29 protein-coding genes are annotated in these 26,329 nt (G+C 39.0%); 27 read left to right on the top strand and 2 right to left on the bottom strand.

What is annotated here, in order from left to right; translation table 11 throughout:
* Positions 1–50 precede the first annotated feature (50 nt).
* From miaA to BUF11_RS05475, 15 genes are all read left to right on the top strand, one after another.
* The gene (gene miaA / locus BUF11_RS05545; RefSeq protein WP_084558505.1) at positions 51–992 is read left to right on the top strand and encodes a tRNA (adenosine(37)-N6)-dimethylallyltransferase MiaA; all 942 of its coding nucleotides are present in this window, start codon (positions 51–53) and stop codon (positions 990–992) included.
* 190 nt (positions 993–1,182) lie between these two features.
* The gene (locus tag BUF11_RS05540) at positions 1,183–2,490 is read left to right on the top strand and encodes a methionine gamma-lyase family protein (protein WP_073587731.1); all 1,308 of its coding nucleotides are present in this window, start codon (positions 1,183–1,185) and stop codon (positions 2,488–2,490) included.
* Between the two features lie 128 nt (positions 2,491–2,618).
* Positions 2,619–2,894 carry a DUF4321 domain-containing protein gene (locus tag BUF11_RS05535; protein WP_073587730.1) on the top strand — a complete coding sequence of 92 codons (276 nt, stop codon included), beginning with the start codon at positions 2,619–2,621 and terminating at the stop codon, positions 2,892–2,894.
* A gap of 39 nt (positions 2,895–2,933) precedes the next feature.
* Entirely contained in the window at positions 2,934–3,632 is a 699-nt protein-coding gene (radC, locus tag BUF11_RS05530; protein WP_073587729.1) for a RadC family protein, read from the top strand.
* Between the two features lie 87 nt (positions 3,633–3,719).
* Entirely contained in the window at positions 3,720–4,742 is a 1,023-nt protein-coding gene (gene mreB / locus BUF11_RS05525) for a rod shape-determining protein (RefSeq protein WP_073587728.1), read from the top strand.
* 41 nt (positions 4,743–4,783) lie between these two features.
* Entirely contained in the window at positions 4,784–5,635 is an 852-nt protein-coding gene (gene mreC, locus BUF11_RS05520; protein ID WP_073587727.1) for a rod shape-determining protein MreC, read from the top strand.
* 33 nt (positions 5,636–5,668) lie between these two features.
* Positions 5,669–6,178 (top strand): rod shape-determining protein MreD, encoded by a 510-nt coding sequence (mreD, locus tag BUF11_RS05515; RefSeq protein WP_073587726.1) that lies wholly within the window; start codon positions 5,669–5,671, stop codon positions 6,176–6,178.
* Positions 6,179–9,067: a penicillin-binding transpeptidase domain-containing protein gene (locus BUF11_RS05510; RefSeq protein ID WP_073587725.1), complete on the top strand. Its 2,889-nt coding sequence runs from the start codon at positions 6,179–6,181 to the stop codon at positions 9,065–9,067.
* Positions 9,068–9,101: 34 nt separating this feature from the next.
* Positions 9,102–9,767: a septum site-determining protein MinC gene (minC, locus tag BUF11_RS05505; protein WP_073587724.1), complete on the top strand. Its 666-nt coding sequence runs from the start codon at positions 9,102–9,104 to the stop codon at positions 9,765–9,767.
* Positions 9,768–9,789: 22 nt separating this feature from the next.
* Positions 9,790–10,581: a septum site-determining protein MinD gene (gene minD / locus BUF11_RS05500; protein ID WP_073587723.1), complete on the top strand. Its 792-nt coding sequence runs from the start codon at positions 9,790–9,792 to the stop codon at positions 10,579–10,581.
* A 16-nt stretch (positions 10,582–10,597) separates the two neighbouring features.
* Complete coding sequence (gene minE, locus BUF11_RS05495; RefSeq protein ID WP_073587722.1) at positions 10,598–10,870, top strand: cell division topological specificity factor MinE; 273 nt, start codon at positions 10,598–10,600, stop codon at positions 10,868–10,870.
* A gap of 21 nt (positions 10,871–10,891) precedes the next feature.
* Positions 10,892–12,013, top strand: a complete 1,122-nt coding sequence (locus BUF11_RS05490) for an FtsW/RodA/SpoVE family cell cycle protein (RefSeq protein WP_073587721.1) — start codon at positions 10,892–10,894, stop codon at positions 12,011–12,013.
* 6 nt (positions 12,014–12,019) lie between these two features.
* The gene (locus BUF11_RS05485; RefSeq protein WP_073587720.1) at positions 12,020–12,418 is read left to right on the top strand and encodes a methylglyoxal synthase; all 399 of its coding nucleotides are present in this window, start codon (positions 12,020–12,022) and stop codon (positions 12,416–12,418) included.
* A 1-nt stretch (position 12,419) separates the two neighbouring features.
* Positions 12,420–13,394: a D-alanyl-D-alanine carboxypeptidase family protein gene (locus tag BUF11_RS05480; protein ID WP_073587719.1), complete on the top strand. Its 975-nt coding sequence runs from the start codon at positions 12,420–12,422 to the stop codon at positions 13,392–13,394.
* A 118-nt stretch (positions 13,395–13,512) separates the two neighbouring features.
* Positions 13,513–13,932 (top strand): twitching motility protein PilT, encoded by a 420-nt coding sequence (locus BUF11_RS05475; RefSeq protein ID WP_073587718.1) that lies wholly within the window; start codon positions 13,513–13,515, stop codon positions 13,930–13,932.
* 113 nt (positions 13,933–14,045) lie between these two features.
* Here the strand turns inward: BUF11_RS05475 and BUF11_RS05470 are convergent, their stop codons facing one another.
* Positions 14,046–14,243, bottom strand: a complete 198-nt coding sequence (locus BUF11_RS05470; protein ID WP_073587717.1) for a DUF378 domain-containing protein — start codon at positions 14,241–14,243, stop codon at positions 14,046–14,048.
* A 210-nt stretch (positions 14,244–14,453) separates the two neighbouring features.
* On the opposite strand from BUF11_RS05470, the gene BUF11_RS05465 reads away from it, so the two are divergent.
* The 12 genes from BUF11_RS05465 (at position 14,454) to BUF11_RS05410 (ending at position 25,097) form a co-directional block, all read left to right on the top strand.
* Entirely contained in the window at positions 14,454–15,842 is a 1,389-nt protein-coding gene (locus BUF11_RS05465) for an HlyD family efflux transporter periplasmic adaptor subunit (protein WP_073587716.1), read from the top strand.
* Between the two features lie 63 nt (positions 15,843–15,905).
* A complete protein-coding gene (locus tag BUF11_RS05460) occupies positions 15,906–16,613 on the top strand; it encodes a YggS family pyridoxal phosphate-dependent enzyme (RefSeq protein WP_242952319.1) in 708 nt (235 codons plus the stop codon).
* A 30-nt stretch (positions 16,614–16,643) separates the two neighbouring features.
* Positions 16,644–17,207, top strand: a complete 564-nt coding sequence (locus BUF11_RS05455) for a cell division protein SepF (protein ID WP_073587715.1) — start codon at positions 16,644–16,646, stop codon at positions 17,205–17,207.
* 5 nt (positions 17,208–17,212) lie between these two features.
* Positions 17,213–17,473: a YggT family protein gene (locus tag BUF11_RS25190; protein ID WP_073587714.1), complete on the top strand. Its 261-nt coding sequence runs from the start codon at positions 17,213–17,215 to the stop codon at positions 17,471–17,473.
* Positions 17,474–17,484: 11 nt separating this feature from the next.
* Positions 17,485–18,246, top strand: a complete 762-nt coding sequence (locus BUF11_RS05445; protein WP_073587713.1) for a YlmH/Sll1252 family protein — start codon at positions 17,485–17,487, stop codon at positions 18,244–18,246.
* Positions 18,247–18,328: 82 nt separating this feature from the next.
* Positions 18,329–18,934, top strand: coding sequence for a DivIVA domain-containing protein (locus BUF11_RS05440; RefSeq protein WP_139243279.1), 606 nt, complete (start codon positions 18,329–18,331; stop codon positions 18,932–18,934).
* A 12-nt stretch (positions 18,935–18,946) separates the two neighbouring features.
* A complete protein-coding gene (gene aroB, locus BUF11_RS05435) occupies positions 18,947–20,059 on the top strand; it encodes a 3-dehydroquinate synthase (protein WP_073587711.1) in 1,113 nt (370 codons plus the stop codon).
* 18 nt (positions 20,060–20,077) lie between these two features.
* Positions 20,078–20,623 (top strand): signal peptidase II, encoded by a 546-nt coding sequence (gene lspA, locus BUF11_RS05430; RefSeq protein ID WP_073587710.1) that lies wholly within the window; start codon positions 20,078–20,080, stop codon positions 20,621–20,623.
* A gap of 5 nt (positions 20,624–20,628) precedes the next feature.
* Positions 20,629–21,558 (top strand): RluA family pseudouridine synthase, encoded by a 930-nt coding sequence (locus BUF11_RS05425; RefSeq protein ID WP_073587709.1) that lies wholly within the window; start codon positions 20,629–20,631, stop codon positions 21,556–21,558.
* Positions 21,559–21,571: 13 nt separating this feature from the next.
* Positions 21,572–22,936 (top strand): AAA family ATPase, encoded by a 1,365-nt coding sequence (locus BUF11_RS05420; protein WP_073587708.1) that lies wholly within the window; start codon positions 21,572–21,574, stop codon positions 22,934–22,936.
* A 265-nt stretch (positions 22,937–23,201) separates the two neighbouring features.
* Complete coding sequence (locus BUF11_RS05415) at positions 23,202–23,567, top strand: BlaI/MecI/CopY family transcriptional regulator (protein WP_073587707.1); 366 nt, start codon at positions 23,202–23,204, stop codon at positions 23,565–23,567.
* 114 nt (positions 23,568–23,681) lie between these two features.
* The gene (locus BUF11_RS05410) at positions 23,682–25,097 is read left to right on the top strand and encodes an NADP-dependent glyceraldehyde-3-phosphate dehydrogenase (protein ID WP_330393853.1); all 1,416 of its coding nucleotides are present in this window, start codon (positions 23,682–23,684) and stop codon (positions 25,095–25,097) included.
* A gap of 116 nt (positions 25,098–25,213) precedes the next feature.
* On the opposite strand, the gene BUF11_RS05405 is transcribed toward BUF11_RS05410, so the two are convergent.
* Positions 25,214–26,194 (bottom strand): DUF5692 family protein, encoded by a 981-nt coding sequence (locus BUF11_RS05405; RefSeq protein WP_073587706.1) that lies wholly within the window; start codon positions 26,192–26,194, stop codon positions 25,214–25,216.
* Between the last annotated feature and the right edge of the window lie 135 nt (positions 26,195–26,329).

The raw sequence follows: 26,329 nt of genomic DNA, 5'->3' as shown, positions 1-26,329 counted from the left end.
CAACTTTCACATTTATGCAAGTTTATAAAAGAGAATGGAATGATGCGGACATGAAAAAACCTTTAATAATACTGACCGGCCCTACTGCCGTGGGAAAAACTGCCCTTTCCGTAGGACTTGCCAAAAGAATCGGCGGAGAAATCATCAGTGCCGATTCCATGCAGGTGTACCGGCATATGGATATCGGAACCGCCAAAATTAAACCGGAAGAGATGCAGGGAGTAAAGCATTATCTCATAGACGAACTGGAACCGGAAGAAGATTTTAACGTAGTAAGGTTCCAGGAATATACCCATAAATACATGGAAGAGATCTATGCAAAAGGCAAGATTCCCATTCTGGTAGGCGGAACCGGTTTCTATATACAGGCTGTGCTTTATGGGATTGATTTTAAGGAAGCAGAAGATAATAATGCCTTTCGAGACAGCTTGCTTGCTCTTGCAAAGGAAAAGGGAGCAGAATATCTTCATGACAGATTAAGAAAAGTAGATCCAGTGGCGGCAGAATCCATTCATCCAAACAATGTCAAGCGGGTAATCAGGGCCTTGGAGTACCATACCCAGACAGGAGAACAGATATCTGCCCATAACGAAGAGCAGAGGCAGAAGGAGTCTCCCTATAACTTCTGCTACTTTGTACTGAATTCAGACAGAAAACTCCTTTATGACCGGATTGACCAAAGGGTGGATGTCATGATGGCGGAAGGGCTTACAGAAGAGGTAAAGGGGCTGTTAGAGAGAGGCTTAACTGCTAATATGGTGTCCATGCAGGGGTTAGGATATAAAGAAATTATAGGATATCTTAATGGAGAATATCCCTTAGAGCAAGCTGTTTATGATATCAAGAAGGAAACCAGACACTTTGCCAAACGGCAGATAACCTGGTTTAAAAGAGAAAAAGAAGTAATATGGATTTCAAAAGATGATTATAAAAAAGAAGAGGATATCCTTGATGCCCTTCTTATTCCCATGAAAGAAAAGGGCATAGTGTGAAAATTAAAAATAATTTTCACACAAGTTTGTACCTGCGAAATCCTCGGTACAAACTTGAGGTGTACTGAAAAAGGCGTGGCAGTTAGTTTGAAAAATGCATTGCATTTTTCAAATTTCTATTTGAGCAGTATCGCAGGCGGGCCTGCGATATGCATGGGTTATTAGTATCTGAAAGGTAAAGGGCAAAGCCGTGAAACAGCAATTAGAACAAATATATAAAGATCTTTCCATCAATACAGAAATACTGGAACTTGGAAGAAAGATTGAGAGTGAATTAAAAAAACGATTCGAAGAAATCGATAAAATCGCAGAATATAACCAGCTTAAGGTCATAAAAGCATTTCAGGATAACCGTGTCAGCGATATTCATTTTGCAGCTACCACGGGCTATGGCTACAACGACCTTGGCAGGGATACGATAGAACAGGTTTATGCATCGGTATTTCACACGGAAGCTGCCCTGGTAAGGCCGCAGCTTATCAGCGGGACCCATGCGCTAAGTACGGCACTGTCCGGCAATTTAAGACCTGGGGATGAGATACTTTCCCCTGTAGGAAAACCCTATGATACTTTAGAAGGTGTAATCGGAATCGGAGAAACGGCAGGGAAGAAGAATAAGCTAACCGGTTCCTTACGGGAATATGGGATCACATATTCCCAGGTAGATTTACTGGATGACGGAGAGTTTGACTATGAAGGTATAAGAAATGCCATCAATGAGAGAACCAGGTTAGTTACAATCCAGCGCTCCAAAGGCTATGCCACAAGACCTACCCTGTCGGTAGGACGAATCGGTGAACTGATAGCCTTCGTGAAAGCCATCAAGCCGGAAGTTATTTGCATGGTAGATAACTGTTATGGTGAATTTGTAGAAACAGTCGAGCCTACCGATGTAGGAGCTGATTTGGCAGTAGGCTCTCTTATAAAAAATCCTGGGGGCGGTCTTGCTCCTATCGGAGGCTATATAGCCGGTAAGGCGGAGTACGTTGACAATGCGGCTTTCAGGCTTACTGCTCCCGGACTTGGCAAAGAAGTAGGTGCTACGCTGGGAGTAAACAGCCAGCTATTTCAGGGATTGTTCCTGGCACCCCAGGTAGTATCAGGAGCATTAAAGGGAGCAATCTTTGCTGCCAACGTTTATGAAAGGCTTGGCTTTACTGTAGTTCCAAACGGAACCGAATCAAGGCATGATATCATTCAGGCAGTAACCCTTGGCACAAAAGAAGGTGTCATCGCATTCTGCCGCGGTATTCAAGCAGCCGCACCGGTAGACAGCTATGTCATTCCGGAACCCTGGGCAATGCCAGGTTACACCTGCGATGTTATCATGGCAGCGGGAGCTTTCATCCAGGGAGCAAGTATTGAACTTAGCGCTGATGCTCCCATAAAACCTCCTTATAATGTATACTTTCAAGGCGGCTTAACCTGGTATCATGCAAAATTTGGCATCCTGATGTCTGTACAGAAGATGTACGAAGAAGGACTTATATCTTTGTAAAATGTCATACACTTCCATACCCCCCTGTGCCCTGCCTTTATGTCCTATTTTATTCTATTGCTGTATACAAAACCAGGAATATATGTTAGAATATAGGGGAAATTTTTATAGTGGGGGGTACAAATCCAATGTCCAGAATGAATGCGAAGAATACAGGTGTCCTATTAGTTGTACTGTTAGCAGGGGTAGTCCTGGGAGGCTTTCTTGGGTATCTGGCGAAAGATGTTCCTTATCTGACCTGGCTTAATTACGGGCAGCAATTCGGGATTGGCAGTACTGGACAGGATGGAGTTGTAAAACTGAATTTGGGTGTTATGGTAATAAGCTTTGGCTTATCCATTAAAATAACCATTGGCGGTATTATTGGAATTATTTTGGCAATACTAATATACCGAAAGCTTTAATATCCTGCTTTTTCCCGGAGAGAGAAGGTAGGAGGACAAATGAATGAAAAGTATTACACCTTAAAGGAAATGCCTTTATCAGAAAGGCCTTATGAAAAATGCGAAAAATCAGGCCCGGGGGTACTCTCTGATGCCGAACTTCTTGCTGTAATTATGCGAACCGGTACGGCAGGAGAACGGGCGGTAGATGTGGCAGCCCGGGTGCTTTCCTTTTCTAAGGCTTATCCGGGACTTATCGGATTAAACCACATGAACTTAAAAGACTTTCAGTCTATTAAGGGAATCGGCAGAGTAAAGGCAATACAGCTTTTGTGTGTGACAGAACTGACAAAACGAATGGCGAAAGCCACTAACAGCGGGAAACGGCCGCTCGCTACTCCTGAAGCAGTTGCAGAGAACTATATGCAGGAAATGAGACATCTTCAAAGGGAAATGGTCTATCTGGTCATGATGGATGCCAAGAGCAGAATACTAAAAGATATGATTATTTCAACCGGTACGGTAAGCAGTTCCCTGCTTTCACCCCGGGAAATTTTTTTAAATGCTCTCAAATATGAAGCTGTTAATATCATACTGCTTCATAATCATCCCAGCGGAGATCCGACCCCCAGCAGAGAAGATATCAAGACCACTCAAAGAATGAAAGAAGCTGGAAATTTAGTAGGGATCCGGCTTATGGATCATATTATTATTGGTGATAATAAGTATATAAGCCTTGCAGAGCAGGGATATATTTAGAAAGGAAAACATTGCAGCGGCAAAAAAAAGATAGGACAGAACCTCTATTTTAAACGTTAAGATGAGGAGATGCAATGAGATAAAAAAATGGCAGGAAAGACTTACGGAATAGATTTGGGAACCAGTACCATTAAAATATACCATAAGAATGAAGGCGTTGTGGTAGATGAAAAGAATATTATTGCGGTAGAAGGTAAGAAAAAGGTGATAGCCGCCGGTAATGAGGCATTTGAAATGCATGGGAAAGCACCGGCCAGTATTACTGTCAGCTACCCGGTAAAAAATGGTGTTATTGCAGATATTAACAATATGCTGGAATTAATAAACTATATGTTTAACAGATTATATAAAAGGGGAAGCTTAAAAGCTTCCGCTATAATAATAGCCACCCCAACCGATATTACAGAAGTAGAAAGGAGAGCTTTTTATGACCTGATAGCCAGCTCACGCGCCAAGGCCAAATCTATTAAGATTGTGGAAAAACCTATTGCGGATGCAGTTGGTATTGGTCTTGATGTGAATAATGCAAAGGGTGTTATGGTAGTTGATATCGGTGCCGATACAACGGAAGTCTCTATCATGTCCTTAGGCGGTATTGTTATCAGTAAGCTTATTCCAATCGGAGGAAACCGTCTGGATGAATCCATTAAATCCACTGTGAAGAAAAGCTACAATCTGGTAATCGGAGATAAGACAGCGGAAAATATCAAAAAAGAACTGGCAACAGTTTCTCCTTCTGAAGAAAAAAGCATGAAGGCATATGGAAGAAATGTAGTAACAGGACTTCCTACCGAAGTAGATATCAACTCTTCCTTTGTATATGACTCAATAATAGAATATATCTATGCTATTATAGACGCCATCCGGATTATTCTTGAGAGAACTCCGCCTGAAATTTCTTCCGATATTATAGACTCCGGTATCTATGTCACAGGAGGTTCATCTGCTATAAAAGGACTGGATACCCTTTTTGGGAAAGAAACCGGTCTTAAAATAAATATCTGCAACGATCCTGCCAATACCGTAGTAAACGGAATCGGAAGGATTATAGAGGACCATCATTTAAAAGACCTGGCAAGCCCATTAAAAGAGACAGCAATAAAGGTTTGAAAATTGCCTTCAGAAAATAAATGAAAAGGAAGGAGGCCTATATGAGAAGGAGAACCGGTTTTTCGATTAACCCCAAGCATCTGTTTATCGGGGGAATCGTTGTATGTCTTATACTGATGTTTATATCCTTTCGTTACAGTGGGGTCTTGTCACCTGTAAAGGGAGCGGTGGGAGACGTTATAATGCCCATGCAGAAGGGAATTAACACAGTGGGTAAAACAATAGCTGCCCAGGGAGACAAATTTGTTAAACTTAATGTACTTTTAAAGGAAAATGAAAAGTTAAAGAAACAACTATCGGAAGTTTCCTATGAGAATAAGATACTGCTTCAGGATAAATATGAATTGGACCGTTTCCGCGACCTCTACGAGTTGGATCAGAAATATGCGGATTATCCCAAGGTAGGTGCAAGAGTAATCAGCATAGATCCCAATAACTGGTATAATACCTTTACCATTGACAAGGGATCGGAGGATGGAATTGCCGTTGATATGAATGTGATTGCCGGAAATGGCCTTGTGGGAATTGTGGCGGAGGTGCATAAGAATTATTCGAAGGTGCGTTCCATCATTGATGATTCCAGCAATGTCAGCGGAATGTTCATCAAGACCTCAGACACCTGTGTTGTTAACGGCAGTATGGAAGCCTACAGCAAAGGAGTTTTAGACGTTTCCCTGATTGCAAAGGATGCTAAAATATCCGATGGATACGAGGTTGTTACCTCCTCTATCAGTACTAAATATCTGCAGGGAATATTAATTGGTTATGTCACAGATATTACTGTAGAGCCCAATAACTTAACTAAAACAGCTCATCTGATACCTTCAGTTGATTTTAGCAGGCTGGATGAGGTACTTATTATAACTGAATTGAAAGAACAATTAAAAAAGTAATTTTCAGGAAAGGTAAGGTGAACCAGAATTTAAGTGAAAAGAATTATTATTGTAATTGTAGAAATATTCTTATGCTTTTTATTGCAAACTACCATATTCCAATGGTTTTCCTTAGCCAGAGTTGTTCCGAATCTTCTTTTAATCTTAACTGCTGCGGCCGGATTTACAAAGGGAAGAAAAGAAGGCTTGCTGACCGGTTTTTTGTGCGGGCTGCTGATAGATTTATGTTACGGGTATACGGTAGGACTTTACGCCTTTGTTTATATGACTATTGGATATTTAAACGGTTTTTGCCACAGGATTTTTGTAAAGGAAAACATGACGATTCCGTTAATACTTGTTGGAATTAGTGATTTGGTTTACTTTTTTCTCTATTATGTATTCGAGTACTTATTGCGCGGCAAATTGAACATAGGATTTTATTTTGTCCATAAGGGGCTGCCGGAACTGATTTATACAGTTATTGTATCCGTATTCCTGTATAAGCTGTTAAACATAATTAACGAAAAGACAGAGAAAAAAGAAGAAGAGGAGGTATTCTAATTGCTGGATATTATTTTAGAAAAGCTAAAGCAGGTATTTACCTCCAGATTATTTCCGGTTACTCTGATATTTATATCGTTGATTGCAATACTGATCGGCCGTATATATACTCTGCAGATTATTCAGGGAGCGAATTTTGAGAAAAATTTGCAGGTCAGAGAAACAAGGGAAAGAGAGATAAAGAGCACCAGAGGAAATATTTACGACAGAAACGGCAAGCTTCTTGCATACAATGAAATCAGCTATTCTGTAGTGCTGGAAAATATCTCAAAGATAGCTTCCAATGATGAGTTGAACAAGATGCTTTTTAATCTGATAACGATTCTTGAGAAATATGGAAATACCATTGAAAACCAATTTGGTATTACTTTAGATAAAAAAGGCGTACCGCAATTTACCATAAGTGATAAGGCTGAATTGCGCTTTAAAATGAATGCCTACGGGAAATCTTCTATTGATAAGCTGACAGAAGAACAAAAAAATGCTACTGCCCAGGAAGTGTTTGATTTCTTAAGGCACGGTGATAAGAGCGTTGCCATGTTTAATATATCAGACATCTACTCCATGGAAGAATCACTTAAAATCATGTCCCTGCGTTATGCCATCTTTAGCAATTATCCCCCTTATAACCAGATTATCATCTCTTCGAAGGTGAGTCCTGAGACAGTTGCGGCTATTTATGAAAACAGCGACATTCTTCCGGGGGTTGAGATTAAGCAGCAATCCTACAGGGTATATAATGACAGTATTTATAATGCACATATTATCGGCTATACAGGGCTTGTCAGCGATGCAGAACTTCAGAACATGGGATCAGACACAAGTTATAACACTTCTGATATGCTTGGAAAGCTGGGAGTGGAAAAGGTATTTGAATCTTATCTGGCGGGAAAAAAGGGCATAGAAACCGTATCTGTCAATGCAGTCGGTAAATATATGTCGACAATAAGCAGGACGGAGCCTGTAGCGGGTGAAGATGTCTATTTAACCATAGACAGCGACCTTCAAAAGGCCTATTATAAGATTGTGGAGCGTGCTCTTGCCGGAGTACTGTTATCTAAAATTAATAACAGTGCGGATGCCGGGACGAGGGGAGAATCAGCAAAAGACATTAAGATTCCAATTTACGATGTTTACTATGCCTTGATTAATAATAGTGTAATTGATGTAACTACCTTTAAGGCAGACGATGCTACCAATCTTGAAAAAGCAGTATACGGGAAATACACCAATAAAAGGGATGCAGTTTTAAGCGAATTAAAAAACATGCTTTCAATTGACTCTAATACCCTCCGTTCCACTGTCTCTGATTCAACGGCAGATTATCTTAACTATATAGAAAGCAAGTTAAGAAGTGAAGGAATTCTTTTGTCAAAACAGTCAGACATCACCGATTCCGTTTCTCTTTTGGAGCCCATTGACAGTACGGATGAGATGTATATAAAATACACAGAGGATAAGATAAGCCTAAGCAAGTTCCTCCAATATGCAATTTCTAAGAACTGGATAAACGTCGATAAATTTCTTGATAACAAGAAGACTGGTGAAAATACCTATTACAGCACGGATGAGCTGTATACTAAACTGCTGAAATACATGATGGATTCGCTGATGGATGATGCTTCTTTTCAAAAGATGGTATATAAAGAGCTGGTTTATTCTTACCAATTGTCGGGAAAAGAAATTTGTCTTTTATTATTTGACCAAGGTGTGATAAAATACGATAAGGAAGATATTACTAAATTAGAAAGCGGTGCCTTATCACCCTATACGTTTATTACCGATAAGATTCGTAATATTGAGATAACGCCGGCCCAGCTTGCCCTGGACCCTTGCAGTGCTTCCGTTGTTGTGACAGATGTAAAAACGGGTGAGGTTAAAGCTATGGTGTCTTATCCCAGCTATGATAACAATTACTTTGCTAATAAAATTGATTACAATTATTATACAAAGGTGAATTCAGATCTTTCACAGCCGACGATTTCCAGACCAACCAAGCAAAGGACTGCTCCCGGTTCAACCTTTAAAATGGTTACATCCATAGCTGCCCTTGGAGAGGGAGTACTCTCTCCCGGTGAAACAGTCTATGATAAAACCGTATTTAACAAAGTAACCGATCATCCGCCAAAGGACTGGTCCTCATCGAGTCATGGAAATGTGGATATCACGACAGCACTTGAGGTTTCCTGTAACTATTTCTTTTATGAAATGGGCTGGCGTCTAAGCAATAATGGAAATGACTCCGCTAAAGCAGCATTAGGTCTGGAAAGACTTAGCAAATATGCGAAGTTATTAGGATTAAATGAGAAATCTGGCATTGAGTTAGAAGAAGCAGATCCTAAAAGCTCTGATATGGATGCGGTACGTTCTGCCATTGGTCAGGGTACCAACAACTATACTCCGATCCAGTTGTCCAGATATCTTACAACGGTAGCTACCGGAGGCACTTCTTATAACCTGACCTTATTGGATAAAGTAGTGGACAAGGATGGAAAGGTTGTAGTAAGCAATAAGGCAAAGAGTAAAAAGATAGATTCCATAAGCAATACTTACTGGGATTTGGTACATCAGGGAATGTATGAGGTGGGAAACGGAAGCAGAAGTTCTGTATCCTATATCTTCAAGGATTTCCCTGTAACAGTTGCTGGAAAGACCGGTACAGCCCAGGAAAGCCGTTTACGGGGTAACCACGCTTTATTTGTATCCTATGCTCCTTATGAAAAACCGGAAATATCTATGGTGGTTGTTATTCCCAATGGCTATGCATCCAGCAATGCGGTAGAGCTTAGCAAAAACCTGTATGGTTATTATTTCAAAGAGGACGGATACAAGAAACCCGAAGGCAAAGCTATTATGCCGGAATCACAAACGGTATCCTTCACGGACTAACCATTATAGTATATAGAGTAATCAGGAGGTGTTTATGAACAATCCGGTCATTATAAAAGGTAATAAATACGGTATTGTTGTCGTTCTGGACAATGAGATGGAATATGAAAGCCTAAGAGAAAAAATTGCTGAAAAGTTTCGTGAATCCGCAAAATTCTTTGATAAGGCTCAGATGGCCTTAAGCTTTGAAGGAAGGAAGTTAACGACAGAACAGCAGAGGGATATTTTGAACATTATTGCAGAAGAAACGAAGCTGCATGTGGTGTGTGTCATAGAAGATGACCCGAAGATGGAAGAAAAGTTCAAGAAATCTCTGGATGAAAAACTGATGGAGTTATCCAATACTACCGGACAATTCTACAAAGGCAATCTAAGATCAGGTCAGGTACTGGAATCAGAAACCAGTATTATCGTCATAGGAGACATTAATCCGGGGGCACGTATCGTATCAAAGGGCAATATCATTGTGCTTGGTGCCCTAAAGGGAAGCGTATTTGCCGGGGCCTCCGGCAATACAAATTCTTTTGTAGTAGCCCTTGATATGAATCCTGTTCAGATACGGATTGCCGATACCATAGCCAGATCACCGGACAAGCCTGATAAAAGCACAGGCAGGGAAACAAAGATTGCTTTCTTGGAAGATGGAAATATCTATATAGAACCTTTGAGTAAAGAGGTTATAAATGATATAAACTTATAATAAGTTTTTGGAGGATAACATAATGGGCGAAGTAATCGTAGTAACATCCGGTAAGGGTGGAGTAGGAAAGACAACAACAACAGCAAATGTCGGAACAGGTCTTGCAAAGCTGGATAAGAAAGTTATTTTAATTGATACCGATATAGGCCTTCGGAATCTGGATGTGGTAATGGGACTGGAGAATAGAATCGTTTACAATCTGGTAGATGTTATTGAAGGAAACTGCAGGGTAAAGCAAGCGCTTATCAAGGATAAGAGATATCCTAACCTTTATCTTTTACCTTCTGCCCAGACAAGGGATAAGACAGCAGTATCACCGGAACAGATGAGAAAGCTTGCCGATGAATTAAGGGAAGAATATGATTACATATTAATGGACTGTCCTGCCGGTATTGAGCAGGGCTTTAAGAATGCCATTGCAGGTGCAGACAGAGCATTAGTAGTTACTACCCCTGAGGTTTCAGCCGTAAGAGATGCCGATAGAATTATTGGTTTATTGGAATCCAATGAGATGAAACAGACACATCTGATTGTAAACCGCTTAAGACCTGATATGGTAAAAAGAGGGGATATGATGTCCAGTGATGATGTTGTTGAAATACTCGCCATAGGGTTAATCGGTGTTGTTCCTGATGATGAAAATATTGTCATTTCCACAAATCAGGGCGAGCCGTTAGTTGGAACAAATACCTTAGCAGGGCAGGCATATATGAACATCTGCCGCAGAATACTGGGGGAGGAAGTACCATTCCTCGAATTAAATGGAAAGCAGGGACTATTTAACAGACTGGCAAGTTTACTAAAGAAAAATTAGGGAGAGGAGTATTGATATGGGATTGGCAGATTTTTTTAAGAAAAAAACTTCGAGTGGTGTTGCAAAAGACCGCTTGAAGCTGGTGCTTGTCTCAGACAGAGCAGGGTGTTCGCCAGAATTAATGGAACAGATAAAGAATGACATTATTGCTGTTATTTCCCGGTATGTAGAGATTGATTTGGAGGGACTTGATATCAAAATTACACAGACGGAATCAGAGGGTAATAATGGTACGGTTCCCGCATTGTTCGCAAATATTCCAATTAAGGATATGAAGTCTAATAAATAAAGAAAAAGTTAGGATAAGAGTATGTTTCCGTTTAAAAAGTACAGTATAAAAAATTATGATTTCAGCTTATTAACCTTGGTATTTGCCCTGTGTATATTAGGGGTATATCTGGTAAGAATAGCCCAACCGGGCTTATTTCTTAAGCAGATAATGGGATTGGGGTTAGGATTATTTATAGTAGCGGTGGTTTCTATTATAGACTACCACTTCATCAGCCAATTTTATATTGTACTATACTTTATAAACCTGGTACTTCTGGTTGCGGTAAAGCTTTTTGGTGTGGAGCATCACAATTCAAGAAGGTGGCTGAATCTGATAGTGTTTGAATTTCAGCCGTCAGAGCTTACAAAGATTATACTTATCATTTTTATGGCAAAACTATTAGTGATATTCAAAGAGCGGATGGGAAAATTCTATGTATTAATCCTTCTTGGAGTATTAATAGGAATACCTACATTTCTTATTTTAACCCAAACAAATTTATCAACGAGCCTTGTTATTCTGTTTATTTTTGCTATAATGGTATTTGCAGGAGGGTTAAGCTTAAAGATAATTCTGCCAATTGTATTGACTGTAATCCCGATTGTAATTGGCACCTTATGGGGAATACAGAATAATTATGATATCTTTTTTCTGACAAATTATCAGCAGAGCAGAATTGTAGCTTTTATGAATCCGGAATCCGAGCAATCCTCTGATACTCTTTATCAGCAACAGAATTCTGTTGAAGTGATTGGGTCGGGTAAGCTTACCGGAAAGCTTTTTACGGAAGGCAAGGATGCCATACAAAGTGATACGTATGTTCCTATATCAGAGAGTGATTTTATCTTTTCTGTAGCAGGTGAAAGTCTTGGATTTATTGGCGGATGTGTTATAATAGTATTGTTATCAATAATTATTTTTAAGTGCTTGATAATAGCAAGCCATGCTCCTGACAGATTGGGACGGTTGATTGCTGTTGGTATTTCAGCTATGTTTGTGTTTCAGATGTTTGTCAATATTGGTGTGGCGACTAAAATATTACCGAATACCGGTATTCCGCTGCCCTTTGTCAGTTATGGACTTAGTTCGATGATGAGCAGCATGATAGCCATCGGAATCATAATCAATATAAATCTACAGAAAAAATTTAGAAGGGGGTAATACCATATGAATATCGGGATGATAGCACATGATGCAAAAAAGAAATTAATGCAGAATTTTTGTATAGCATATCGGGGCATTTTAAATAAACATGAACTATATGCAACGGGAACAACCGGGAGGTTAATCGAAGAGGTAACGAATCTGAATATTCATAAATATCTGGCAGGACATCTTGGGGGAGAGCAGCAGATGGGAGCTCAGATTGAGCATAATCAAATGGATCTTGTCATCTTCTTAAGAGATCCTCTTTGTCCGAAAAGCCATGAACCAGATGTGGATAAAGTAGTACGTTTGTGTGATACTCATAATATTCCACTGGCAACTAATTTAGCATCTGCAGAACTTATGATAAAAGCGCTGGATCGCGGTGACCTTGATTGGCGCGAAATATTAAGATCCTGATATGAAAGCTGATAGAGCTATGAAGAGAAAGCTGTTTTGCCTATTGTTATCTGTTTTACTTCTGACTGGCTGCAGAAATCAGGACAAACTGGCATTGCCCTATACAAATACGGACGGGTTGAACCTGTCGGCAGATACCAGTGAAAATGCACCTGATTTTTTTGCATCTGACCTTGCGGTTATTCCGGATGAATTAAATCACATGTCTGATCCGGAAATAACGGCAGAGTCCTCTTTAATTGTAAATGATACGGATAATAAGGTCATTTATGCCAATAATGTATATGAAAGGCTGTATCCGGCAAGTCTGACAAAATTGATAACTACTTTGGTGGTTTTTGAAAAGGCGGACTTAAGTGATATGGTTACAATCAGCTATAATGCTTCGCATATAACAGAAAGCGGTGCTAAGCTGTGTGGTTTCAAAGAAGGAGATTCCATAAAGTTAGAGGATCTTCTTTCTGCCTTTCTAATCTATTCAGGAAATGATGCCGGTGTTGCTATTGCAGAGCATATAGGAGGAACGATCGGTGGTTTTGCTAAAATGATGAATCAGGCGGCAAAAGATGCAGGGGCAGTACATTCCAATTTTGTAAACCCCCATGGACTGCATGATGATAATCATTATACCACTGCCTATGATTTATATCTGATATTTCATCAATTAGTTCAATATGATAAATTTCTTTCTATTATTAATAATTCAGAATATACTGTAACATATAAGGATGCTGCTGGTGATCCGGTAACGAAGAATTTTCTGACGACGAACCGTTATTTAAAAGGAGAAGAAAAGGCTCCGGAGGGTATTACCGTACTTGGCGGAAAAACAGGAACCACGAACAAAGCAGGAAACTGCCTTATTTTATACAGTAAGGACAAGAATAACAAAGACTATATCTCCCTAGTATTAAAAGCCAACAATAGTGATAGTCTTTTTTCACAAATGACGGATTTATTGAAGATGATAAAGTAACCAGTTTACTATATTATGGTTGTGCTTTAGGTGAAATTGTACTATAATGAGATTGTATTTAGAAACTATTCATATAATTTCACCTAAATTTAATACACATCTTAAGGAGGAGATTACAATGATACAGATAATTGCAGGCGAAAAAGGTAAAGGTAAGACAAAAGTACTCATTGAAAAAGCCAACCAAGCAGCAAGAGAGGTAAAAGGCAATATAATCTATCTGGATAAAAACAATAAGCATATGTATGAGCTTAGCAACCGAATCCGGCTTATTAATGTGAAAGATTACTGTATTGAGAATTCCAGTGAGTTTATTGGTTTTATATGTGGTCTGGTATCACAGGATCACGATCTGGAAGCTGTTTTTTTAGACAGTTTTCTAACTATCGCCTTCATCGAAGGTGATCTCTTAACTCCCACCTTAATTAAATTAGAGAAGATATCGAAAGAATATAATGTTGATTTTATAATTAGCATCTCTTTGGCAGAGCATGCTTTTCCTGAAATAATTCGCGAAAATATAGCAGTTGCTTTATAGATAAAATAAGAGGCAGGTGATTAATTTACCTGCCTCTTATTTTATTTGCTGACTTCTGATCCTATGGTATACCATAGCTGGGTTATTTTACAGTGATAAAAGCGGATTCACCATTATTCACTGCGAAGTCTTCCAAAATAACTCAGGGCATATAAGCCTGCAATACCTACCAGAGCATAAATGATTCTGGACATTAATGTCATATCACCAAATATGACTCTTACAAGGTCAAATCCCAAGAAGCCGATGAGACCCCAATTGATGGCGCCGATGATGACAAGTGTCAATGCGATATAATCTAATGTTTTCACTTGATTACCTCCTTCTTGCATTTTTTATTGTTGCCATTTTTGTACATATTATTCCTGTTTTGTCAGGAAGCTAAAAGAGTAATGCAATGATACCATATACTTTTATTAAATTAAGAATTAAAATAAGAGGCAAAATTATTAATTTAGGGCTTTTATTCTTCGTGTGTAGTAAGTATAATAGATAGAAGGAAATACAGAGGGGGTTAAGATTTGAGTTCCGGAGGTAAGGTAAAAAAATTCAGAAAAGCCAGAAGCATCAATATAGGAGCAATTACATTTTTTATTGTTTTTATTTATGTGCTGATTAATATATACTTATATTTTACAAAAGACCATCTTACTATTTATGAGGTGAAAGAGGGAACTACAGCGGATGACTTCGTATTGGACGGGCTGATATTCAGGGATGAGAAGATTGTCACTACCGATACGGCCGGGTATATCAATTATTACCACAGAGAAGGTGAACGCGTTTCAAAGAATTCTGTAGTATATTCCGTAAACGCAGGAGATGATGAATCAGAAAGTCTGGCAGAGGATGACGGCAATTATAACATATCATCCGATGATGCCGACACCATCAAGAGTAATATAACAGATTTTCAAACGGATTATGATAATGGAAATTTTTCATATGTATACCAGCTAAAAGAAGAGCTTTCTAATTCTTCTATGCAGCTTTACAATGACAGCATGCTTACGAATTTAAAAACTCTTTTGAGAGATAAGACCTCATCCTTAAAGATAGCAAAAACTGATACCAGCGGCGTGATTGTATATTATACAGACGGCTATGAGGATATGACGGCAGATGCTGCTACTGCAAAGGCATTTGATAAGACTGTTTATCAGAAAACACAGCTGCGTACCAAAAAACTTCAGAAGAGAGGAAGTACCGCGTATAAGATAGTAACAGATGATGACTGGAATATCTTATATCTGCTGAATGAAGACCAGTATGAAAAGATAAAGGATAATGAAAAGATAACTATTATTTTTACCACAGATGGATTAGAACAGACAGTACCGGTCAAAGTATTCCAGAAAGGAACGGATTATTTTGCCAAGGTAACTCTTAGTAAGTATATGCCCCGGTACATTAATCAAAGGTTTATTTCCACGGAGATAGTTATTAATTCAGCCGAAGGGATAAAAATACCGATGAGTGCTATTACAGAGAAGAAGTTCTATAAAGTACCCATATCCTATTTTACAAAAGGCGGTGATTCCGGTAAAGATGGACTTATAAGGATAGTGACATCATCCGGAGACAGCGGGGACAAAGTTACATACGAATTTGTACCAACGGATATCTATTACCAGGATGAAAATTATGCTTATGTTGATACAAAGTTATTTAACAGCAGGGATATAATAAAAGGGAATAATGACAGCGATACTTTTATGCTTGAGAAAACAAAGACCTTCAAGGGTGTTTATAACGTCAACAAAGGGTATGCGGTATTTAGGCGTATTGAAATTCTTTATGAAAATGAAGAATACTGTATTGTAAAAAAGAATACTCCAAATGGTCTTTCCATATATGACCATATTGCATTAGACAGCAGTACCGCTACTGAACAGTCCATTATATATTAAATTTTTCAACTACGTATTCAGGAATATCAAATCTTTGATTTAATATTCACGAAAGGAGTTATTGTGAGTGCTGAGACAATAAAGTCAAATCTAAAAGAAGTGGAACTAAGGATAAATGCAGCATGTACCCGTGCAGGAAGAAAAAGAGAAGAAGTAACTCTGATAGCCGTAAGCAAGACCAAACCTGTTTCTGATATAGAGGTTGCAATCGGAGAGGGAATTAAGGTATTTGGTGAAAACAAGGTACAGGAATTGACCGAAAAATATGAGCAATTACCGGAGGATATTCAGTGGCATTTAATAGGCCATTTGCAGACGAATAAGATTAAATATATCATTGATAAAGCGGCACTTATTCATTCTGTTGATTCCTTTAAGCTGGCTTCACAGATACAAAAGGAAGCAGAAAAGAAAAATATTATCTGCAATATCTTAATTGAAGTAAATATGGCCAAAGAAGAAAGCAAATTCGGCGTTTATGAGGACGATGTGGTTCCTCTTATACAGGAAATATCAAAGCTTTCCAATGTGCATATTTGCGGATTGATGACCATTGCTCCTAATGTGGACGAGGCTGAAAAAAATAGAAAGTATTTTAGAAAATTGCGACAATTAAATGTTGACATAAAAATGAAAAACATTGATAATGTTACTATGGATGTGCTATCAATGGGAATGACAGGAGATTATGAGGTAGCCATTGAAGAAGGAGCTACAATGGTTCGGGTTGGAACCGGAATTTTTGGGGAACGTAATTATAGTACAGTTTAAAACTATAATTGCAGATAGGAGACATGGAGTATGGAAAATATTTTTAAAAGTATTTTAGATTCGCTGAAATTAACAGAAGATGATGATTACGATGATTATGAAGATGAGAAAGAATATACACGTGCCGAGAAAGTCGAGAAGAAAACCGTAAGACCTGCGTACCAGCCTGCTTATGAGACAGAGATGCCTTCACAGACGATTAATAATGCCATAAACGAAGCCAGAAGAGAAAAACCTGGTAAGACAGACCGGGAAAAGACTTCCCAAAGCAAAGTGGTTCCCATTCGGACAAGCCCTAAGGGTTTTGAAGTATGCATTATGAAGCCTTCAACTTTTGAGGATTCACAGGAAATCTGCGATATGCTGTTATCCGGACGGGCTGCCGTTATTAATCTGGAAGGCCTGGATGTGGATTTGGCACAGCGCATAATGGATTTTATATCCGGCTCTGTATATTCCATGAACGGAAGACTGCATCAGATATCCAGTTTTATCTTTATAATATCACCTGAGTCGGTAGATATTTCAGGAGATTATTCTGATATTTTGCAAAGCAACGGATTTGAAGTACCTACACTAAATAAGGATTTCTAACAAAGATGATTCATACGATATATACAACCTTTTATACATTTTTTATTATATTGCAGATGGCATTGCTGTTATATATGCTTCTTTCCTGGTTCAGCGGCGGAGACAAGCTTAAAAGCCTATTGTCCTTATTGATAGAGCCTGTTCTGACACCGGTAAGGTTTATGCTGAAATACTCAATATTCAATAATCCGGCTGCAGATTTGTCACCGTTAATTGGCTTTGTCATAATTTTATTTCTGCAGGATTTCTTTGGAAGATTATTATAACAGGAGTATTTATGGACACAGAGAAAGAGGAACAGCTTTTTAAAAAAAGGCTTCTTGACTTGGCACGTACTGCCTGCAACAAGAACCTGAATACATATACTGATTTTTTGACCCTAAATGAAATCAGTATTTTTCATAGCATGAAGTCAGAATTGCCTGATGTAGATTGTGAACTTTTCGGTGGCTTTGATTCTGCTGAAAGGAAAATCCTGTGCTTTTGCGGAGATTCCTCCGTAAAGGCTTTTTCCGGTTATATTGCCTGTCTTAAGATAACCCCTCTTAATAAAAAGTACAGCGATGATTTTAACCATAGAGATTTTTTGGGTTCTATTATGAATCTCGGGATTGAAAGGGGAAAGATTGGCGATATCCTGGTAAAAGAAAAAGAGGGCTATGTTTACTGTGAAGCCAAATTAAGTGTCTTTCTGGCGGAAAATCTTCAGAAGATAAAACACACCAATGTGCGTTGTGAGATTTTAGAGGATGAGGCTCCTGCAATCACGGTTGATTTTAAAGAGATAAAGGGAAGTGTGGCGTCACCAAGATTGGATGCTGTTATTGCATTGGCCTTCCAATCTTCCAGAAGCAGCATTTTGTCCCTGATTTCGGGAGGAAAGGTATTTGTAGATGGAAAGCTGGTGGAAAGCAACAGTTACCAGCTAAAAGAGAATGAAACGGTTTCCGTAAGAGGTTATGGCAAATTCATATATAAAGGACTTGAAAACCAAACGAAAAAAGGACGGTATTATGTATCGTTGTTAAAATACATCTAGGAGGAGAGTGTGGATTATTGAAAAGCATAATTCACACGCAAATTTATGCCTGCGGCCCAAAGCTTGCAGGTATAGGAAAGGTATGGATATTAATATGATTACACCGATTGAATTACAGAGTAAGAATTTTAAATCAGGTATCGGATATGATAAGAGGGATGTAGATAATTATCTTTTGGAACTTCAAAAAAATTACGAAACCATGTATAAAGAAAACATGGAATTAAATGATAAGATAAATACGTTAAACGAGGGTATTAATTATTATAAATCCATCGAGAAAACACTTCAAAGAGCACTTTTGCTGGCAGAGCAGGCTGCCGAGGATACGAAGGAGGCTGCCAGAAAACAGGCCAAAGCCATTGAAGATGAGGCAAATGGAAAGGCTTCATTGATTATTTCGGAAAGCTACAAGGAAGTTGTCCTTTTAAAACAGCAGACCTTAAAACTGGCCCAGCAGTATGAGGCCTATAGGGCGCAGTTTAAGCACCTTGCTGCAGCACAGGCAGAAATGCTAGAAAGTGAAGCATTTTCTTTACATATAGAGGATATAGATTCTTTAAAGGATAATCCCAATATAGAATTCCAATACAATGTGGCTGCAGGAAAGACCGAAGAGAAAGCAGCGGCAAAAGATGTGCCAGATGAGGATACGGCTTTTGAATTCTATCATTTGACAGAGGAATAGAAAGGAACTTTTATGAGTAATTCCAATCGAATCACTATAAAAAAGGATAATGAGCCCATATATGATATTGTTATAGCAAAGGATTACAGCTTATTGCACGAAGAACTAAAGGCTTTAAACCTTACGGGCAGGAAGGTTTGTATTGTTACGGATTCCACGGTGAGCGGACTTCATTTAAGCAGCTTATTGGAAATTCTTAAGGATTACGCTAAAGTGGTAGAGACATTTACATTTGCTGCCGGCGAAAAGAGCAAGACACTTTCCACCGTAGAGAAGCTGTATGAAAAATTAATCCTTTCCAAGTTTGACCGGAATGATATGTTATTTGCATTAGGCGGAGGCGTAGTGGGAGATCTTACAGGCTATGCGGCTGCAACTTATCTTAGAGGCATCTCCTTCGTGCAAATTCCGACAACTTTACTGGCCTGTGTTGACAGCAGTATTGGCGGGAAGACAGGTGTTGATTTTAATGCTTATAAGAATATGGTAGGGGCTTTTCATCAGCCTAAATTGGTATATATTAACCTGGCTCATTTATATACATTAGATGACAGACAGTTTGTAAATGGCATGGGCGAGGTAATAAAGCATGGATTAATTAAGGATGTGGAATATTACAGAGAACTAAAGGATAACAGAAGCCTTATTCTTAAGAGGGAACCGGAAGCTTTAAGAAAAATGGTGTTTCGTTCCTGTGAAATCAAGCAGGAGGTAGTAGAGGTTGACCCCACGGAAAAGGGAGTAAGGGCTCTTTTAAATTTTGGACATACTATTGGGCACTCCGTTGAGCGCTGCATGGATTTTAAGCTTCTTCATGGGGAGTGCGTTTCAATCGGTATGGCTGGGTCAGCGTATCTGTCTTATCAGCGCGGTAGCCTTACTATGGAAGAGTTTAAAGAAATAGAAGAAGTAATATCTTCTTACCAGCTGCCGGTTGCCTTACCGGAGAACTGCTTATCAGCGGAAGGGATATTGGAAGCAGTCTTTCACGATAAGAAGGTTGACGGTGACAAGATAAAATTCATTCTCCTGAAGGAAGTGGGAGAGGCTGTGATGGATTCAACGGTTACCGGTGAGGAAATACGAAAAGCAATTGACTATATTATGAAATCAAAAAATAAATAGGATACATTCGGAGGCATTATGCGCAAATTCAGACATTTTATATATTTTATTCTATTAGTTATATTGGACCAATTTACAAAGCATCTGGCGGCTTCAGATTTAAAGGAGAATCCGTTTATTGTCATTCCTAAAGTTTTTCAGTTTACCTATCACGAAAACAACGGAGCAGTATGGGGAATTTTAAGCGGGCAAATCGTATTTCTGATAATATTAACCTTTTTATTGCTGTCTCTAATGGTGTTTCTCTATTTAAAGGTACCAACGGATAAACGATATAATGCAATACGGATTATACTGGTCTTTATTTGTGCCGGTGCGGTAGGCAATCTTATTGATAGAATATTTAACCGATATGTAGTTGATTTCATATATTTTGAATTGATTGATTTCCCGGTATTTAATTTAGCAGACTGCTATGTCACCCTATCCTCCATCCTATTGATTTTATTGGGATTGTTCTATTATAAGGATGAGGACTTTGAATTTTTATCTTTAAAATCTGCCAAAACTGTTACAACAGTAACAAATGATGAGACAGAGGAGAAGGAAGACAAAGAAAAGTGAAGAGTATGAAGGATGAAATACTAGATTTCTTCGTGGAACAGGAAGAGGGCGGTATACGAATTGACCGCTACTTAGCTGAAAACCAAGAGGATTTGACACGTTCCTATATACAAAAGCTTATTGCAGATGGGCGGATATTGGTAAACGAAAAACCGGTTAAGGCAAACTACAAAGTGAATACAGGTGATGCCATTAAGCTCATCCTTCCTCCGCCTATTGACCTGGAATTAAAGCCGGAAGACATACCTCTTGATATTATCTATGAAGATAAAGATGTGATAGTAGTAAATAAGGGGAAGGGGATGGTAGTGCACCCTGCGGCAGGCCATTATACCAATACCCTGGTAAATGCCCTGCTATACCATTGCAAAGAGGAGCTTTCAGGAATTAATGGGGTGATGAGGCCTGGCATTGTACACCGGATTGATATGAATACAACAGGGGTATTAGTGGTATGCAAAAATGATAAAGCTCATCAGGCTATTGCCGATCAGCTGAAAGTTCATTCTATTACACGCAAATATAATGCTTTGGTATACCATTCCTTTAAAGAAAGCCAGGGGGTTGTGGATGCTCCCATTGGAAGGCATCCGGTGGACCGTAAGAAGATGGCAATTAATCATAAAAACGGCAAGCATGCAGTTACCCATTATCAGGTTCTTGAGAATCTGGGGAACCGTTACGCACATATTGAATGCACATTGGAAACCGGAAGAACACACCAGATAAGGGTTCATATGGCCAGTATCGGACATCCGTTATTAGGCGATGAACTTTATAGCAATCAAAAGAGTAATTTCAGCCTGGAGGGTCAGGCGCTTCATGCAAGGGTTTTGGGCTTTGTTCATCCGTCCACGGGAGAATACATGGAATTTGAAGCACCGCTTCCTGCTTATTATGAAGAACTTCTGATGAAATTAAGAAGACAACAGTGATAAGGAGTAAGCTTTGAAACGAAAATTAATTGCGCAACTGGAAAACTGGAAAGATTCCTCACATAAGAGAACATTAATTTTAAGCGGCGCAAAGGGAACGGGTAAGACATACCTTGCTCTTGCCTTTGCAAATACATATTATGATTCCTATACTTATTTGAACTTGGAAAATAATCCTGTAAATTTAGAAAGTATATTACAGGCAGGCAAAGATGATTTGGCTGCCTTTTTTACGTGCATTTTAACGAAAAATAGAAAAGAGCTGCCTTTATGTGAGGCTGAATTATCAGAAAGTCATCTTTTTCTGCTGGACGAAATAACATACCCTGGCAACTTTGAAATCTTCATTGAATATTTAAAAAAGCAATTCCCTGCTGCAGATATCCTGGCTATCTCAAGCACCGAACGGGATGTTCTTAAAAAAGCTTTTATTCAATGGGATTATCAATATCTGACGCTTCGTCCTCTTGACTTTGAAGAATTCCTGATGGCAACAGGAAATGAGTGGTATATCGAGGTAATAAAAGAGCAATATAGAAATGGTATTATAATCCCTGATATAGTGCATAAGGAGCTGTTAGAGCTCTTGGAGGACTATCTGTATGTGGGAGGGCTGCCTATAGCCGTAAACGAATATGTTACAACAGGAGGGAAAGAGAATATTACGGAAATTCATAGAAATATTCTCTCTTCTTATCTTTTCGAAGCAGGCATTCAAAAAGGTGACGGCTGTGGTTTGAAAGTGAAGCAGATACTTTATTCATTACCGAAACAGCTTTCAAAGCGCAATAAGAAGTTCCAATATGCATTAATACGTAAAGGAGCAACCGAAACCCTTTATATGGAAGGCCATTCTCACCTGAAAAATACCTGTTTCGGAATTTATAATACTAAAATTACTGAGGAAGAATTAGAAAATTTCATGGAAGGACCCGGTACTCTTTCTAAAAATGCCGGTATGAAGATGTATCTTTTCGATATAGGCCTGTATCATTCCCTAAGCAGGATTGCCGGTACAGATAAAGGAGAAGAGTTCCGCAGCGGTCTGCTGGAGTCTTATACGGCACAGGCACTCTATGCTGCAGGGATTGATTTTGGATACTGGGAATCCAGTTCTATGCTGCATTCTTTGTTCCTGCTAAAAGACAGAGAGATTTCCCGGGCACATGTGATAAGTTCAGCTTCTACAGGAAAAGTTCTTCCCCTGGAAGTAAAAGAGGCAGGTGCAAACCGTTCCAAGAGCCTTTCTTCTTTCCATGAAAAGCACCCAGCTATTTCCCATGCAATAAAAGTTTCCTCCGATAATAAAGCGGTTAATGGATTAGATAATAGAAAAATCAACTTTCCTTTATATTGTATATTCTGTTTTGGCTTGTAAAACAGAGAGTTGGAATGTTTTTTTATTGACAAGTGAATTCTATTTAGGTAGAATATAGATATGGTAAAAACTACTAATGTAGAGTATTGCGCAATGAGATCGAGTATACAATGCGACAAAAGTAGACTAATTTGGAAAACACAAAATGACTTAATTCTACGAATGTAGACTTAAATAATTATCCTTTTTTAATCCTTATCAGGGTTTTATATAAATCGCTAAATATACTTAAGTGCATATTTTATGTGCGCGGATTGGAGCAGGAATGAACGAAATACGTCTACATGAAGGAGAATTAAATATTATGGAATTACTATGGTCCAATAAGGTGCTTGCGGCCAAAGATATTTCCAAAATAATTAAAGAATACATAGGCTGGGAAAAGAACACAACATATACCGTTATAAAGCGCCTGATTGATAAGGGAGCAATCAAAAGAGAAGACCCCGGATTTTTATGTAAGGCTACTATATCAAAAAGAACAGTACAGAACACAGAAACAGTGTCACTGCTTAATAAATTCTATAATGGCTCATTAACCACCTTTTTTACGGAATTCTTAAAAAACCAGAAACTAACTCCGGGTGAATTGCTGGAATTAGAAAGAATTGTTAGCGAGCAAAAGCTTTAGTTGGTAACCTGGTTACATACAATATTTCTTTTCTGCACTATAATTCCTTTATAATTTGCACAGAACAAAAGGATAATAAACAATATAATTGTGTTTATTAGAAAGGAGTAATAAGTGAGTATTCATAACGAAAATAATTATAACGAAAATATGATAAAAATTGTTTCGCCGCTTGACGGCAGTTTGCTTGGTGCTGTCAAAGCTATGTCACAGTCAGAAGTTGATACCAATATAGAAAAAGCAAAGAAGGCCTTCTATGAATGGAGGGAATACCCTTTAAGCAAAAGAGCTGACATCATGTACAAAGCGGCGGATCTTTTACTTGCCAATACCAAAAGAGTGGCCGAACTTCTTCTTATGGAGATTGGAAAGGATCAAAAGAGCGCGGAATCAGAGATTACAAGAACTGCCGATTTTATCCGGTTTACGGCTGATACGGCAAAAAGCATTCATGGAGAGAGCATACAGGGCGATAATTTTTCCGGTTTTAGCAAAGAAAAATTTGCAATGGTTACAAGGGAGCCTGTTGGAGTGGTGTTGGCAATTTCACCTTTTAACTATCCTATAAACCTTGCGGCTTCCAAGATTGCACCGGCTTTGGTCTCGGGAAACACAGTGGTTTTTAAACCGGCAACTACCGGCAGCCTTTGCGGTATTGAGCTGGCTAAGATATTTTTAGAGGCAGGACTGCCGGAGGGTGCGTTAACAGTAATAACCGGAAAAGGCAGTGAGATAGGAGATTATATCGTAACTCATCCGGATATCAGCTTTATTAATTTTACCGGTAGCACAGAGGTAGGCCTTGATATATCCAAAAAGGTGCATATGGTGCCTCTTCTTATGGAGCTGGGGGGAAAAGATGCCGCTATTGTTTTAAAAGATGCCGATTTGCCTTTTGCTGCTAAGAATATTGCAGCGGGAGCCTTTTCCTATTCCGGGCAGCGCTGTACGGCAGTAAAGAGAATCATTGTAATAAACGAAGTGGCAGATAAGCTGATCGGATATCTGAAGGATGAAATCGGAAAGCTTAGAGTGGGAAATCCTCTGACGGTGCAGGCTGAGGTTGTTCCTTTAATCAGTGAAAAAGCCGCTGATTTTGTATGGGGGCTTATAGAAGACGCCAAGGAAAAAGGCGCCAGGATGGTGATGGGAGGGAAAAGAGAGGGAACTCTCATTTATCCTACCTTATTTGATGAAGTAACGGAAGATATGAGAATAGCCTGGGAAGAACCCTTCGGGCCGGTTCTGCCAATCCTTCGGGTGAATACGGTGGAAGAGGCAGTAGCACTTGCCAATAAATCCGAATATGGCCTGCAGGCTTCCGTATTTACGGAAAATATTACGGACGCTTTCCACGTAGCTGGCAAACTAGAAGTCGGAACAGTCCATATTAATAATAAGACAGAGCGTGGACCTGACCATTTTCCGTTCTTAGGAGTGAAAAAGTCCGGTATTGGCACACAGGGAATACGTTATTCAATAGAAGCCATGACAAGGGTAAAAGCAACTGTTATTAATTTGAACAGATAATGAAGGGATGGCTTATAATAAGCCAATCTGCATAAGAGAAGCCCCATAGTTTCTGGCAGTATATTGCAGAAACTATGGGGCTTTAAGCGGAGTTATCAAACTTGTTTTATGAACTCCTATACAGCGAGGTCATTCACTTCGATGTATTTCTTATTGTCCGTATATAATTCTTTCGTATAAGGATTCCTTCCTGTTTTAAGAGCTGTCATAATCATATAAACTAAAACAGCAATATTGACAAGAAGAGAAATTAAACCGAAGAAGAACATTATGTTCTTGTTATAAGTTGAGGCAACTGCGAAAGTACCCTTATCAATAAAGGCGGGAATTGTCTGGGCAAACATACACCACAAAGCCAGTGTGTGGGCACGGTGCTGTAACCAGGCACCTTTTCCGAGAGTAAAGGCACAAATAGTAGGTGCCAGCAATAAAGCAAAACCGCAATACCAGGCATGACCGGGAAGGCAATTATAGGTATATGTAAAGTTCCAAAGATCATAAGCTATAATCCAGAACCAGAGCATATCCGGCCAAAGCATATCCTGACTCTTATCCTTTGCTGTCTTTTTACGGATTTTGATGCCAAACCAGCCGGTAATAGTTATAATATTTAAGATACCGGCAGCTGCATTCATATAATTCCAGGAGCCGCCAAGAACAAACATAGAACCATCAGTAAGGTTGCCGCCGCCGTTATACTGTAATCCAACCTGGATATCGCGGCTTACCGCTTCCATAATGTTGATGGCAAGTATTAAGGGAGGGAAGCATAAGGCCCAGTTTTTATCAGCCAGTCTCCATTCCTTACCGGTCTTTTTGTTCTTTCCTTTTAAGTGGCGGATAAGCCAGAAGCCGAGGCATCCTGCGGTAGCAGAATATACTTTTGCAAGATGGAACCAATCGGTATAAGTGGTATCCTTTAATACGGTAAACCATAGTACTGATAAGACAAGAGGAAGTACCGTAAATGCAAATAAACCTACATACTTAAATCTTCTTGTCACCTCATTCAAAAGGAAGAGGATGGCAAATACGAGTAGCCACATACCCCATGTGCCTAAGAAGGTGGCCCCGCTTCCATAATTAAATTCAAACATAATTCAACCTCCAAATATTTAATTATTTAATAAGTAAATTATACATAAAAACCAATGGGAAAAGCAATAGACAAATAAGTAGTTTTGTACGAATTATGCGGTTAGTTTCCGTGGTGTCAGGGCAGTATAAATAGA

Origin of the sequence: Anaerocolumna xylanovorans DSM 12503 (assembly GCF_900143645.1) — a bacterium.
Lineage (GTDB): Bacteria > Bacillota > Clostridia > Lachnospirales > Lachnospiraceae > Anaerocolumna > Anaerocolumna xylanovorans.
The sequence above is the reverse complement of the archived record's forward strand: the minus strand, read 5'-3'. Positions and strand labels throughout refer to the sequence as shown.